We start from the raw sequence: 15,605 nt of genomic DNA, 5'->3' as shown, positions 1-15,605 counted from the left end.
GATGATTTAAAATGGTTCGAATAGAATTATTTTAAATCGTTTTTTTATTCAAGTGATTATATTTGCAAGTATAAAAATATTAAATTTCAGTTGTACATAATAAATTTATAAAAATGCTATACTTTATAAAAAGTGTGTGATATAATTAAAAACATGTTATTGGAGTCCAATTATTTTTGTTAAAAAAATATATTTTGCATAAACTAAAGATTATATATTGCATAAATTTATAAAGTTTTTAGTTGAAAATAATAAAAGATGGTGGTGTTTTTTATATGACTAAGAAAAAATTCAAAAGAGTATTAGTAGCAAATAGAGGAGAAATTGCAATAAGAATATTTAGAGCTTGTCACGAGCTTGGAATAAGAACTGTTGCTATATATTCTGAGGAGGATAAGCTTTCTCTTTTCAGAACAAAGGCTCATGAAGCCTATCAGATTGGAAAGAATAAAAGCCCTGTTGACGCTTATTTAAATATTGATGAAATTATTAATCTTGCATTAAAAAAGCGTGTAGATGCCATCCATCCAGGTTATGGATTCCTATCTGAAAATCCTGAATTCGCTAGAAAGTGTAAAGAGGCAGGAATAGAATTTATAGGACCTAGAGCAGAAATGATGGATAGATTAGGGGATAAAATAAAATCAAAAATTGTAGCAAAAGAAGTTGGTGTACCTGTAATACCAGGAGTTGAAAAACCAATTACTTCAGAGACAGAAGCAATTAAGTTTGCAAAAGAATGTGGATATCCAATCATGCTAAAGGCTGCTGCCGGTGGTGGTGGAAGAGGTATGAGGATAGTAAGAAAAGAAGAAGAACTTCTGGAGTCTTTTAAAAGTGCTAAAAATGAGGCAAAAAAGGCTTTTGGAATAGATGATATATTTATAGAAAAATATCTAGAAGGACCTAAACATATTGAGATTCAAGTTCTTGGAGATAAGCATGGTAATATAGTTCACCTTTATGAAAGAGATTGTTCAATACAAAGAAGACATCAAAAGGTTATTGAATTTAGCCCAGCAGTATCTCTAAGTGAAGAAAAAAGACAAGTTATCTGTGAAGATGCTTTGAAGATTGCAAAATCCGTAGGATACATAAGTGCTGGAACTTTAGAGTTCTTAGTAGATATACATGGCAATCACTATTTTATTGAGATGAATCCAAGAATACAAGTAGAACATACTGTTAGCGAAATGACTACAGGAATAGATATCGTTCAAAGTCAAATTTTAATAGCACAGGGATATAGTTTAGATTCTAAGGAAATAGGAATCTGTTCACAAGAAGATGTAAAACCAAGAGGTTTTGCAATTCAATGTAGGGTAACTACAGAAGATCCTTCTAATAGTTTTGCCCCAGATACAGGGAAAATAGATGTTTATAGAACAGGTTCAGGATTTGGGATAAGACTAGATGGAGGAAATGGATTTAGTGGTGCTGTAATTAGTCCTTATTACGATAGTTTACTTGTAAAAACAACAGCCTATTCTAGAACCTTTGAAGATACAATTAGAAAATCCATACGTTCAATTAAAGAGTTAAATATTACTGGAGTTAAGACCAATATTGATTTTCTAATAAACGTATTAAATAATGAAACCTTTAGAAGAGGACAATGTGATACTAATTTCATAGCAGATAATCCACAATTATTTGATATAAAACCTAGAACTGATGAAGAATATAAGGTTTTAAAAATCATTGGAGAAAAAATAGTAAATGAAACTAAGGGAAATAAAAGAGAATTTGATGTACCAGTTATTCCAGTTATAGACTCTTTAGAAGGCATACAAGGTACTAAGAAAATATTAGATGAACAAGGTCCAGAGGGCGTTGTAAATTGGATTAAAAATCAGAAAAAACTATTAATTACTGATACTACTATGAGGGATGCACAGCAATCTCTAATGGCTACAAGAGTGAGAAGTAGAGATATGTTCAACATTGCAAAGGCGACCTCAGCCTATGGAAGAGATCTATTTTCTCTTGAGATGTGGGGTGGAGCTACCTTTGATACGGCTTACAGATTCTTAAAAGAATCTCCATGGGAAAGACTTGAAGAATTAAGAAAAAGAATTCCTAATGTTATGTTCCAGATGCTGATAAGAGGAGCTAATGGAGTAGGATATAAAAATTATCCAGATAACGTAATAAGAGAATTTATAAGAGAATCTTCAAAGAGTGGTATAGACATATTTAGAATTTTTGACTCACTTAACTGGTTAAAGGGTATAGAGACTTCTCTTGATGAAGTTTTAAACTGTGGGAAATTAGCAGAAGTTGCACTATGCTATACTGGAGATATTTTAGATGTAACTAGAGATAAATATAGTCTTGAATACTATGTAAATAAGGCTAAAGAAATAGAAAAAATGGGAGCTCATATACTTGCTATAAAGGATATGTCTGCATTGCTTAAACCTTATGCAGCTAAAAAACTTATTAAAGCATTAAAAAATGAGATTTCAATACCTATTCATTTACATACCCATGACACTACTGGAAATGGTGTAGCAACTGTGCTTATGGCAGCAGATGCTGGAGTAGATATTGTAGATACAACCTTTAATAGTATGTCTGGTTTAACTAGCCAACCAGCTCTAAACTCTGTAGTAGCAGCTCTTGAAAATACAGACAGAGATACTGGCATAAATGTAAGTGAAATTCAAAAGTTATCAAATTATTGGGATGCTGTAAGACCAGTATATGAACAGTTTGAATCAGGACTTAAGTCAGGTAGAGCAGAAATTTATAAATATGAGATTCCAGGGGGACAATATTCAAACTTAAAACCTCAGGTAGAAAGTTTTGGACTTGGTCATAGATTTGAAGAAGTTAAATCTATGTACAAAGAGGTAAATAATATGGTAGGGGATATAATAAAAGTTACACCTTCTTCAAAAATGGTAGGGGACATGGCTATTTTCATGGTTCAAAATGGATTAACTTCTGAAAATATCTGTGAAAAGGGAAGAAATATGGCTTTCCCAGATTCGGCAGTATCTTATTTCAAAGGGATGATGGGTCAACCAGAAGGTGGATTCCCAGAGGAACTACAAAAGATAGTTTTAAAGGGTGAAAAGGCTATAACAGATAGACCAGGAGAATTATTACCACCTGAAGACTTTAATAAAATTGAAGAATATTTAAAGGATAAATATAAATATAATCCATCTAAAAAAGATGTTATAAGTTATGCTTTATATCCAGAAGTATTTGAAGATTTCTTAAAATTTGTTTCAGAATATGGTGATGTAAGTCGTATGGGTAGTGATGTATTCTTCCATGGGCTTGCAGAGGGTGAAACATGTGAAGTTGAAGTTGCAGAAGGAAAGACACTTATAGTTCAATTTATAGAAATAGGTAAATTAGATTCAGAAGGATATAGAACTCTAGCCTTTGAAATTAATGGAAATAGAAGAGAAATTAAAATTAAGGATAAAACAGCAAGTGCTTTAAAGAGTAATGGTAGTGATAACTCTATAAAGATGGCTAATGCTGAGGATAAGCTAGAGATTGGAGCAAGTATTCCTGGAACTATAATTAAAGTCTTAGTAGAAAAAGGACAACAAGTTAAAGAGGGAGAAAGCTTACTGACAATAGAAGCAATGAAAATGGAAACTAATATAGTAGCTTCTATGGATGGTACTATTGACTCCATCCTTGTATCAGAAGGACAACAAGTAAAGACAGGACAATTACTAGTAAAATTAAAGTAATAACATCTACTTAATTTGTAGCAAAATAAATTGCCTATAAAAAATTTATATATATTATAAAAGACTTACTTAATGTTTTATCACTAAGTAAGTCTTTTTCATTGTCATTATACTCACTTAATATTATAATGAGTAATTGATTTTCACATTAAGCAGTAGTTGGTGGAGTGAAAACTCTTGTAGCAAGTTCTTCATCTAACATATATAAAGCTGCTGGATTATCTTCAGCTCTTTTAATCTTTTTAAGAAGAGTGTTGAAGGTGTTTTCTTCTTCAACTTGCTCATCTATGAACCATCTAAGTAAGCTTATAGTTGCATGTTCTTTTTCTTCGGAAGCAATATCTGCTAACTTATAAATTCTACTTGTAACTAGTTGTTCATGTTTATAACCAGTTTCAAATACATCTATTATACTTTCATATTTGCCCTCTGGTTTATCAATTTTATCTAATTCAACAACACCATTTTTTTGAAAAATATAGTCATAAAGTTTCATTGCATGGAATAATTCCTCTTGAGCTTGAACTCTAAAGAAATTAGCTATTCCACTTAAATCAACAGATTCAGCATAGGCTGCCATAGCTAAATAAGTGTAAGATGAGTAAAATTCAAAGTTTACTTGGGCATTAAGATTTTTTAATAAATTATCACTTAACATTAGTATACCTCCTTATAATCCTTAGTTTATTGTAGGATTTTAAATATTTAGTACTATTCTACATGATTTACCATAGTTATTCAAATTATAACAACTAAAACAATTTAATAATTGGAATGAATATAAAAAGTCCTAAAATATTGTAGAAGGTAAATTTCTTTAAAAACTTACCACTATGGGATTTAAACTCCTTAACATATAGCTTAAAGGATATAACACTTGCCATAGATGCAATTATTGTGCCCATCCCTCCAATATTAACCCCTAGTAAAAGCTCTTTATAATAATTTGTAAAGTTTGCAATGAGCATTGTAGCAGGTACATTACTTATACCTTGACTCAGCAGAATAGAGGCAAAGTAGGTATTATTAGCTCTATTTAGTATTTGTGATAAAAAGTTTTCTACAACATCTAAAGAGGAAATATTGCCTATAAATATGAAGAAACCTATAAAAGTAATAAGTAAGGAGTAATCCACTTCCTTTAATAGGTTTTTATTAATTATCAAGGTTAATATCAAGGTTACCCCCATGGAAATTCTATAATCTATAAATCTAAATACAGATAAAATAGCTATAATAAATAAAATAGTAAAAATAATAATACCTTTTGTGTTGAATCCGGAAATATTATCTAGACTAGGAACCTCAATATTTTCTTTATTATTTATAATTAATATAGTTAAAAATATAATAGCAATTATAACTAAAGGTAGAGTTATCCTAAAAAACTCCACAGGAGTTAGATTATAAAAGGAATAAATAAAAAGATTCTGTGGATTTCCCATAGGGGTTAGACTACTACCTAAGTTGGCAGCTAAAGTTTGAAAAATTACTAGTTTTAATGGATTAACCTTAATCTTTTTACTAATTATTATAGTTAACGGTACAAAGGTAAGTAGAGCTACATCATTAGTTACTAACATTGAGGAGAAAAAGGTTATAAATATTAGGGAAAAACATAATGATGTGTAGCTTGTACATTTATTTAATATAGACACTGCAATAAAGTCTAATATCTTTAAATCTTTAAAGGCTGCCACAATAATCATTAAATTTAACAATAAAAATAAAACCTTAAAATCTATATACTCTATCTTGGGTATAGCTATAAAGGAAGAGAGAATAGCTAAAGTTATAGCTATTACTAATATAGTCTCGGTTTTAAAGAATTTTATAATTTGATTTTTATAAATTTGTACTATTTTCATTTGTTTATCTCCATTTTAAAAATTAAGCTATGTATTACTTTAATTATAAATTAATTATTAAGTAAAACATAGCCTAAACATAATTATATATTTAATTAATTGAAGGTTTCCAAGTACCCTTATAATAAAAGTATACAGATAACGCAGTTCCTATTATCCAACCAAGAGGGAAGGCCCACCAGATACCGGAGTATCCTATTATTGAAGCTAAAATGAAGGAAAGGGCTACTCTTAGTATTAAATCAGAAAAGGTGGCAAACATAAAGTCTTTCATAGCTCCGGCTCCGCGGAGAACACCATCACATACCATCTTAAGACCTACTACTAAATAAAAAGGTGCTAGGGTTCTTAGAAACTCAGTACCCACATTAATTACATCTATGCTCTCACTAGAATCTACAAACAATCCAATTAATTTTGGAGCAAGGATTAAAAATAGAATAAGAATTCCACCACATATACTTAAGGTTATAGCTACTGCAGCTTTATATCCTTCTCTCACCCGGGAAATTTTCTTTGCACCAATGTTTTGTGCAGTGAAGCTAGAAAGTGCACTAGACATGGTACTCATAGAAGTAAGAGCAATGGTATGAACTCTAAAGGCAGCAGAATATCCTGCTACGACTATGGCTCCGTAACTATTAACTAGACCTTGTACACAAATTTGACCTACAGATATAAAGGATTGTTGCATTATACTTGGTATGGCAATTCTACTTATACGTTTTAAAATATAACTACTAAAGTAAGGATACTTTTCAGTGACTTCAATTTTACGTAATCTCATAATAAGGCACACTATAGCTAGTATAGAAGAAAGACCTTGAGCAATAAAAGTAGCTAAGGCAACTCCAGATACACCCATTTTAAAAGTTATAACAAATACTAGGTCTAAAATAATATTAAATATAGAAGAGAAAATTAAAAGATATAAAGGTGTCTTGGAATCTCCCAAACCGTTAAATATGGCGGTGGCAGTATTATATAAAAATAAAAATATAATACCACTTATGTATATTTGTAAATAAAGGGCAGAATCAGAAAATATATTTTCTGGAGTATGAAGAAGTCTCATAAGGGGCTTACAAAAAATACTACCCAAGATAGTTAAAATAATACTAAGACTAGTTAGAGATATTATAGCTGTTGAAATTGCAGATTTCATAGTAGTATACTTTTTTGAACCAAAGATTTGTGCAACTACTACAGAGCATCCCATACTAGAGCCTACAGCCACAGCTATGAATAGTGCAGTTATAGGATAAGAAGCACCTACAGCAGCTAAAGCATTTACTCCTATAAATTTTCCTGCTACAATACTATCTACAATATTATAAAGTTGTTGAAAAAGTGAACTAAGTAACATGGGAAGAGAAAAAGTCCATAAAATTTTAAAAGGGTTTCCAATGGTCATATCAGTGATAGAACTATCTTTAATCTTATTATCCCTTTTAGTGATAGTTTCAGAGTTCATAATAGTTTACCTCCTCAAATGATATAATTATAGATTTTAATCTAAAGTTTATAATTTAAAACTAAGTTTATATATACCTTAAGATAAAAAAATCCCCTTATCATTATAGGATGTATGTAAAAGAAGAGCAACGGAGGATATATATAGAAATATTGTGATAAAATTAGAATAATAGGGTACATTGGAGGTAATTGATTAGATTTGCTCTAGGAGCCCTAATTACAGTAATATCAATGGGTTTACCATGTAAGAACATAACAATATTGAAACTGGAGAAATTAATATAAAATATTAAATTAATGGAGTGATAATATAATGAAAATATTAATAATGCGTGTGACACTAAGAGCCTCATGGGTACATTCTTTAAAGGAAAAGAGAATGGTGATAAAGAGTTTAATGCAAAGACTAAGAAATAAGTTTAATATTTCTGTTGGCGAAGTTGATGAACAAGATATACATCAGACATTAGTTATAGGTATTGTAGGAGTTTGTGGAACATCAGCTCAGGTCCATTCTACCATGGAAAATATAATAAATTTTATAGAAGAAAATACAGATGCAGAAATAATTAAAATTGAGAATGAGGAAGATGTGTTTTGATGTGGTATTAAGTGGTGAAAAATTTTAGAAGATATTAAAAAAGGGAAAGTTGCAACACACATAGGGGAAATAAAATAATAAATATTAATAATTCTTTATGTAATTGTATTCACGGTTATAAATTCCATTGACTTCATAGTTAAGCTGTGGGTATTATGTTCTAATAGTGGTAAATAATTAAAGTTAATTATAGAACAAATAATTAACTTATTAATTTATATTATTAGTATTAAAAAATATTTACAAGGGAGGAATTATAAAATGAAATTAATTTTAAAATACTTAAAAAATTATAAAATGCTTCTTATGATTAATATAATATCAGTATTTGGCTTTGCTTTAGTTGAACTTGGAATACCAACTATTATGGCTAAAGTTATTGACAAGGGAATAGCTAATGGTGATATAGAATATATAAAAACAATGGGACTTATAATTGTAGTTATATCTATAATAGGGGTTTTAGGGACAATATTGTTAGGATATTGTTCATCTAAAATATCTACAAATGTAACTAGAGATATAAGGAATGATATATTTAAAAAATCACAGGAGTTTTCTCATAGTGAATATGATAGATTTGGTATATCATCAATGATTACTAGAACTACCAACGATGCATTTCAAGTAATGCAATTTATAAATATATTACTTAGATTAGCGTTGATTACACCAGTAATGTTTATAGTAAGCCTAGTGATGATACTTAAAACAAGTTCATCCTTATCAAGTATATTAGCTGTTACATTACCATTTATAATTGTTGGTGTATTTATAATAGCCAAAATTTCCCATCCATGGTCAGAGATTCAACAGAAAAATTTAGATAAGTTAAACAGAATATCTAGAGAAAATTTGACAGGGATAAGGGTAATAAGAGCTTTCGGTAATGATGATCATGAAAGAGAAAGATTTGCTGAAACTAATAAGGACTATACTGAGATTTCAAAGAAGATTTTCAAGCTTATGTCTATATCTCAGCCAAGCTTTTTCTTAGTGCTTAATTTAGCAATCATAGCCATATTCTGGATTTCTAGTAGCATGATAAATGTGGGAACTCTTCAAGTAGGACAATTAGTTGCTTTTATAGAGTACTTATTCCATGCTATGTTTTCACTTATGTTATTTTCAACTGTATTTGTTATGTATCCCAAAGCACAAGTTTCATCTAATAGAATACAAGAGCTATTAGATGCTGAACCTATTATCAAGAATCCTGAGAATGGAATCAAGAAAAGTAATAATGAAGGAACTATAGAGTTTAATAAAGTTACCTTTACTTATCCAGATGGAGAAGTACCTGTGCTTAAAGATATTTCCTTTACAGCTAAAAAGGGAGAAACTATTGCGTTTATAGGAAGTACTGGTAGTGGAAAGAGTACACTAATAAATCTAATTCCTAGATTTTATGATGTTACTGAAGGATGTATAAAGATAGATGGCATAGATATTAGAGAATATGATTTAAAGACTTTACGTAAAAAAATTGGATTTATACCTCAAAAGACTAGGTTATTTACAGGAAGTATAGATACAAATATTAGATTTGGTAAAAAGAAAGCTACTGTAGAAGAGGTTGAATATTCTTCAAAGGTGGCCCAAGCCTATGACTTTATAATTAAAAAACCTAAGAAGTTTGAGGAGTTAATAAGTGAAGGGGGAGGTAATGTATCTGGAGGTCAAAAGCAAAGAATATCTATTGCTAGAGCTATAATAAGAAGGCCTGCAATATATATTTTTGATGATAGCTTTTCTGCCTTAGATTTCAAAACAGATGCTACTCTTAGAGCTAAGCTTAAAAATGAAACTAAAGAGGCTGTAGTATTGATAGTTGCTCAAAGAATAAGCTCTATTATGGATGCTGATAAAATTATAGTATTAAATGAAGGTGAAGTAGTTGGAATAGGAACTCATAGAGAGTTACTGAAAAATTGCGATATATATAAAGAGATTGCATCATCACAATTAACAAAGGAGGAGTTGTCATAATGAAGAAGATTAAAAATACAGTAAGTAAAATTTCTCCCTTTGTAAAACCTTATAAATGGCCTTTTATAGGGGCCATAATATTTGTAATTATAGCAGCGGTCTTTACTGCTCTAGCTCCCATGACAGAAGGATTAATTATAACTCAGCTTACCAAGGATGCCTTTGATATGGCGAAAGGAGTAGCAGGAGCTTCAGTAAACTTTAATTATATAATAAAAATTTTAATAGTTTTAGTCGTTGTATATGTAGGAGGTACAGCATCAACATATGCAGCTAGCTTCATGTTAACTAATGCAATTCAAAATACCATGAGGGATTTAAGAAATGCTGTTCAAGATAAAATTAGAAAATTACCAGTGAGTTACTTTGATAAAAATAGCTATGGAGATGTATTAAGTCGTATTACCAATGATATAGATACTATATCTAATGCATTACAGCAAAGTTTTGTTCAAGTAGTTAATGCAGTTCTTTCATTAACTTTTGCCTTGATAATGATGTTTACAATAAATGTGAAGATGGCATTAGTAGCTATACTTATAATACCTATAAGCTATATGATATCTAGAGTTATAGTTGGAAGATCACAGAAACTGTTTTATAATCAACAAAATGCTTTAGGAAACCTAAACGGTAAGGTTCAGGAGATGTATACTGGCTTTAATGAGATAAAACTATATGGAAAGCAAGATGATGTTATAAGAGAATTTGGAGATATAAATCAAGAACTTTGTAGTACTGGATTTAAAGCTCAATTTATATCAAGTATAATGTCACCCCTAGTTTCTCTAGTAAGTTATTTAGGAATTGCAGCCATTGGAGTATTAGGTGCAATTAATGCCATAGCAGGTGCCATTACTGTTGGAAACCTACAAGCATTTATTCGTTATATATGGCAGATAAATCAACCTCTTTCTCAGGTAACTCAATTATCCTCAGCTATACAATCAGCTTTTGCAGCAGTTGATCGTGTATTTGAAATATTAAATGAGGAGGAAGAAATTTCAGATAAAGAAGATTCAATAAAATTAGAAAATCCACGTGGTAATGTTACCTTTGAACATGTTAAGTTTGGGTATAGTGACGACAAGCCATTAATAAAAGACTTAAGTGCAGAGGTAAAGAGTGGGCAAATGGTAGCCATTGTAGGTCCTACAGGAGCAGGTAAAACTACTCTTATAAACTTACTTATGAGATTTTATGATATCAAAGAGGGAGCTATAAAGGTAGATGGAGTAGACATTAGAGACATGAAGAGGGAAGAGCTACGGTCAATATTTGGAATGGTTCTTCAAGATACATGGCTGTATAATGGTACAATTTACGATAATATAAAGTATGGTAGATTTGATGCTACGAAAGAGGAAATAATAGAAGCTGCTAAGATAGCTAATGTACACCACTTTATAAAGACTCTCCCTGATGGGTATAACATGTTTCTTAATGAAGAAGCATCTAATATATCTCAAGGTGAAAAGCAATTGTTAACTATTGCTAGAGCTATAATATCAGATCCTGCCATATTGATATTAGATGAGGCAACAAGCTCTGTAGATACTAGACTAGAGCTATTACTTCAAAAAGCTATGAAGAATATAATGAAGGGAAGAACAAGCTTTGTTATTGCCCACAGACTTTCAACTATCCGTAGTGCGGATTTAATTTTAGTTATGGATGAAGGTAATATTATAGAGCAAGGAACTCATGAAGAGTTAATGATAAAGGGTGGTTTTTACGAGAAACTTTATAATAGTCAATTTAGAAATAATGAAGAAGTAAGAAGTTAGATAATATTAGAAAACGTCTCTTTTTAAGAGACGTTTTTATATTTTTTTAATATACATATATAGCACAATATAAAATTAAATATACATTTAATTTTATAGTTTAAGTAACCTAATATGATGAAACCCGCATGAGCACAACAACTAGTTAACTAGTTAACTATTTAAATAGTTTTATAGTTCTATATTTAACTAGGAATATAGCTTTATAGATTTATAGTTAAATAGGTTTACATAGGTAAAATCCTGTTATATTTTTTACCTATATTTTTTACATTTTAATAATTCTTTATAAAATATATTACAAAAAAAGAATAAAACTATTGAAAAGTAAAATAATGGGTAATAAAATATAAGATAATAGGAATATAGTTAACTATGTTCCTATTAAATTATATTTAGGGGGAAAGGGTATGAAAGAGAAAAAAAGGCTTACGGCATTTATAATGTCACTATTCTTGTTTGCAACCTTGGTAATGCCATCAAATATTACTAAGGCATATGCAGAAGAAAATGATAAAACAAATAATAGCCAAGCCGTATCTAGTAATGACAACAAGGTAGTAGATATTTTAAGCTTTAATGATTTCCATGGTAATGTATTGGAGTCTGGTAAAAATATTGGGGCTGCAAAATTAGTAGGAGTTGTAAATGAATATAAAGCTAAAGCTACTACTGAATATGGTGTTATACCAGTATCAGCAGGAGATTTATATCAAGGGACAGCAATTTCTAATCTTACCACTGGTAAACCAGTAACAGCTATGCTAAAAGCTATGGGACTTGAAGCATCTGCTATAGGTAATCATGAATTTGACTGGGGCATTGATAATATAAATGCTTGGTCAAAGGAAGGTGGATTCTCCTTCTTAGCTGCCAATATAGTTAAAAAAGGTACTGAAGAAAGAGTAAGCTATGCGCAACCATATAAAGTAGTTGAAAGAAATGGAGTAAAGATAGGATTAATAGGAATTTCTACTCCAGAAACAGCAACTTCTACTTTAGCTGAAAATGTAAAAGATGTAGAATTCTTAGATCCAGTAGATACTGTTGCTAAGTGGAACAAAGTACTTAGGGAAACAGAAAAGGTTGATGCTGTAGTAGTTATAGCACATGCTGGAGCGTATCAAGATAGTAATACAAAAGAAATAACTGGGGAAGCTGCTGATATAGCAAAAATTGAAGGTGTAGATGCTGTAATTGCAGGTCATAACCATGCTGTAGTTTCAGGAGAGATAAATGGAGTACCAGTAGTAGAAGGTGGATATAATGGTAGAGCCTTAGCTAAGCTTACATTTACCTTTGATGATAGCAACAAACTTATAGACGTAGAGCCTAGTGTTGATGTGTTTTTAGGTAAAGAGGCTACCCTTCCAGTAGATGAAAATGTATTAAAGGAAGTAAATGATATGAATTCAGGTTTAAGTGAAATATTAGGACAAAAGGTAACTTCACTTAAAGAGCGTTTAAGTCATGATGATAAAAACATTGCAGTAACTCCACTTGGTGTAACTGTAGCAGAAACTATGAGAAAAATAGTAGGAACTGAGATAGCTGTAACTAATGGTGGTGGAATTAGAAGAAGTCTAGAACAAGGAGATGTCACTATTGGTGATATGTACGAAATTCTTCCTTTTGATAACACTATAGTAACTCTTGATGTTAAGGGTTCAGACCTATATGGCATCATAGAACATGGAATTAATACAGAGGGATTTGCATGGGGTCAATATGCAGGTATAAAGGTTTGGTATAATCCAGAAGATGGAAAAGTTTCATCTATAAGACTAAATGATGGAACTGAAATTGATATGGATAAATACTATTCGATAGCAATAAATGACTTTATGTTAACAGGTGGAGATAAATATGACTTCTCTAATGCTATAAATGCAGTTAACACAAATGTAGTTATGAGAGATGCAATGGCTGAAGATTGGAACAAAAATGGTGTCCCTGAAGTAGATTTTGATATATTAGTAGCAGGAGAAGATACAACTGTAGATAAGCCTACAGAAGAAGAAAAACCAACAGAACCTAATGTTCCAGAAGAAGAAAATAAGCCATCAACTCCAAATACTAATAATCCAAGTAAACCAAGCAATCCAAGCAATCCAAGCAAATTACCTCAAACTGGTGCTCCATTAACCCCAGATGTATTTGGAACTATGGGAATTATGGCAATTGCATTAGGCGGATATATTGCTAAGAAAAAGAAAAAGTCAGCATAATAAATTGTTAAAATTTTTTAAACGAGCTTTAGAATAAAATTTTTTACTTTATATAATATAGATACAGCACGTAGCTTAACAGCGTAAGTCCAGTTGTTAAGATTACGTGCTTTTTATTTTATTTTGGAGGTGATTTTCAATATGTGAATAACTCATAGAACAATACATAGAAAGAATCATCCCTTTTTTATTATGCAGTTTTGGGGTAATATAGAGGAGAGTGATAGGACTAAAGAAAAATAAAGTAATGGAGGGATATAAATGAAGGCTTTAATGGATTTACATACCCATACTATTTCTAGTGGGCATGCTTATAGTACTTTAAAGGAAAATATTGAGGAAGCTAGAGATAAGGGGCTAAAGGTCCTTGGAGTTTCAGATCATGCTATATCTATGCCAGGTACAGCTCATGAATATTATTTTAATAATTTAAAGGTGATTAAGGATGAAATTATGGGAGTTAGAATTCTAAAAGGAATAGAGGCTAACATAATGGATTATGAAGGTAGAATAGATGTACAAGAGGAGCTGGCACTGGAACTTGACTATGTCATAGCTAGTATGCATCCACCTTGTGTAGCACCAGGAACCATTGAAGAAAATACTAATACTTTAATAAAGGTTATGGATAATCCTTATGTTAAAATCATTGGTCATCCTGATGATAGTAGATTTCCTTTAGATTATGAAAAAGTAGTATTAGGGGCTAAAGAAAAAAATATGGTTTTTGAAATGAATAATACATCCATATCTCCAAAGAGCTTTAGAAGAAATGCTAGAGAAAATCAAATAACTCTTCTAAACTTATGTAAAGAACATGGAGTTAAAATAATCATGGGCAGTGACGCTCATATTTATTATGATGTAGGAGAATTTTCATCCTGCTATGAGTTACTTAAGGAGATAGATTTCCCAGAGAAACTTGTTTTAAATTTTAATATGGATTCCTTAGAATATATATTAGGAAAAAGATAATATAAGGTGATATATCAACAAAATGTTATAGTTGTGTGGATATATCACCTTTATTAATAATTAATTGTGTATAAAATCACTAAAGTGGAATACTATTTATGAGACTAACTATATGAAGTCAATATAATTTTTATATAAATTTCTTAATTGTTAGTGTCCTAAAAATTTGCATGACAAATAAAGCAACTTGAATGTTGCTTTTTAAAAAAAAGTTATTGGATTACATTTGTGGAACAAATGCAGTATTAGTTTTTAAAAGATAAAATATGGTACGGGTTAGTTTTTTAGCTACATGACTCATAGCAACGTAGTAATGTTTACCTTCATCTCGTTTCTTCGAAAGGTATAAAGCAAAAGTTTCATCTCTCATAGTAACTGTCCTTGATGCCGTTAGCATGGCCCAACGCAGATATGCAGAACCTCGTTTAACCATTGGTGTATGCGAAGCATTATATTTACCAGATTGGTATGTAGAAGGCTCTAAACCAGCAAAGGCTAAGAGTTTTGCTGGAGTTGTGAATCTATCGATATCTCCGATTTCAGATAGAATAATAGCAGCTAAAGTGTATGAAATACCTGGAATAGTCATTAGTGGAGTGTTTGTCTCAATAACAACCTTATTTATTTGGGCATCTAAAGCATCAATCTCTGTTTGAACTGACTGAATTAGCCTAATGGTTTGCTTAAGTTCGAAGGATAAAGAGCTTACGCTCATGCCAATTGAACAACTAGCTGCTTCCTTTATTTCAATAGCCTTAGCTTTACCATAGCGACCTTGAGAGGATTTATTAAGAATATTAGTTAACTTAGTTAGATGACAACTTGCAATATCCTTCGGACTTGATAACTCTGTTAGGAGGCAATAAGAAGAATTTTGATGAATTGACCAAACGTGTTTAGGTAATTCAGGAAATATTATATCTATGAGTCTAGTTATTGATATTTTCAGCTTTGATCGATAC

At 30.8% G+C, this 15,605-nt stretch carries 10 protein-coding genes; 6 read left to right on the top strand and 4 right to left on the bottom strand.

Annotated features, from left to right (window positions below; all coding sequences use genetic code 11):
• Window positions 1-275 precede the first annotated feature (275 nt).
• Window positions 276-3,719, top strand: a complete 3,444-nt coding sequence (locus ACTNBA_RS02045; protein WP_441072174.1) for a pyruvate carboxylase — start codon at window positions 276-278, stop codon at window positions 3,717-3,719.
• 148 nt (window positions 3,720-3,867) lie between these two features.
• Here ACTNBA_RS02045 and ACTNBA_RS02040 read toward each other — a convergent pair whose 3' ends face one another.
• From ACTNBA_RS02040 to ACTNBA_RS02030, 3 genes are all read right to left on the bottom strand, one after another.
• Entirely contained in the window at window positions 3,868-4,377 is a 510-nt protein-coding gene (locus ACTNBA_RS02040) for a ferritin (RefSeq protein ID WP_441072172.1), read from the bottom strand.
• Between the two features lie 94 nt (window positions 4,378-4,471).
• On the bottom strand, window positions 4,472-5,587 hold the full coding sequence (locus ACTNBA_RS02035) for an SLC13 family permease (RefSeq protein ID WP_441072170.1): 1,116 nt from the start codon (window positions 5,585-5,587) through the stop codon (window positions 4,472-4,474).
• 91 nt (window positions 5,588-5,678) lie between these two features.
• Complete coding sequence (locus ACTNBA_RS02030; RefSeq protein ID WP_441072168.1) at window positions 5,679-7,061, bottom strand: MATE family efflux transporter; 1,383 nt, start codon at window positions 7,059-7,061, stop codon at window positions 5,679-5,681.
• A gap of 315 nt (window positions 7,062-7,376) precedes the next feature.
• On the opposite strand from ACTNBA_RS02030, the gene ACTNBA_RS02025 reads away from it, so the two are divergent.
• The 5 genes from ACTNBA_RS02025 (at window position 7,377) to ACTNBA_RS02005 (ending at window position 14,643) form a co-directional block, all read left to right on the top strand.
• Window positions 7,377-7,664 carry a DUF503 family protein gene (locus ACTNBA_RS02025; protein WP_150845806.1) on the top strand — a complete coding sequence of 96 codons (288 nt, stop codon included), beginning with the start codon at window positions 7,377-7,379 and terminating at the stop codon, window positions 7,662-7,664.
• A 261-nt stretch (window positions 7,665-7,925) separates the two neighbouring features.
• Window positions 7,926-9,653: an ABC transporter ATP-binding protein gene (locus ACTNBA_RS02020; protein ID WP_441072166.1), complete on the top strand. Its 1,728-nt coding sequence runs from the start codon at window positions 7,926-7,928 to the stop codon at window positions 9,651-9,653.
• Complete coding sequence (locus tag ACTNBA_RS02015) at window positions 9,653-11,440, top strand: ABC transporter ATP-binding protein (RefSeq protein ID WP_441072164.1); 1,788 nt, start codon at window positions 9,653-9,655, stop codon at window positions 11,438-11,440. Before ACTNBA_RS02020 ends, ACTNBA_RS02015 begins: the two co-directional genes overlap by 1 nt.
• Before the next feature lie 410 nt (window positions 11,441-11,850).
• Window positions 11,851-13,668 carry a 5'-nucleotidase C-terminal domain-containing protein gene (locus ACTNBA_RS02010; RefSeq protein ID WP_441072162.1) on the top strand — a complete coding sequence of 606 codons (1,818 nt, stop codon included), beginning with the start codon at window positions 11,851-11,853 and terminating at the stop codon, window positions 13,666-13,668.
• 261 nt (window positions 13,669-13,929) lie between these two features.
• Window positions 13,930-14,643 carry a phosphatase gene (locus ACTNBA_RS02005; protein WP_441072160.1) on the top strand — a complete coding sequence of 238 codons (714 nt, stop codon included), beginning with the start codon at window positions 13,930-13,932 and terminating at the stop codon, window positions 14,641-14,643.
• Window positions 14,644-14,863: 220 nt separating this feature from the next.
• On the opposite strand, the gene ACTNBA_RS02000 is transcribed toward ACTNBA_RS02005, so the two are convergent.
• Window positions 14,864-15,605, bottom strand: a 742-nt coding sequence (locus tag ACTNBA_RS02000) for a transposase (protein ID WP_441072158.1), incomplete at its 5' end; no start/stop codon positions are given.

The sequence above is a fragment of the Clostridium sulfidigenes genome, from assembly GCF_052067195.1.
GTDB lineage: Bacteria > Bacillota > Clostridia > Clostridiales > Clostridiaceae > Clostridium_J > Clostridium_J sulfidigenes.
The sequence above is the reverse complement of the archived record's forward strand: the minus strand, read 5'-3'. Positions and strand labels throughout refer to the sequence as shown.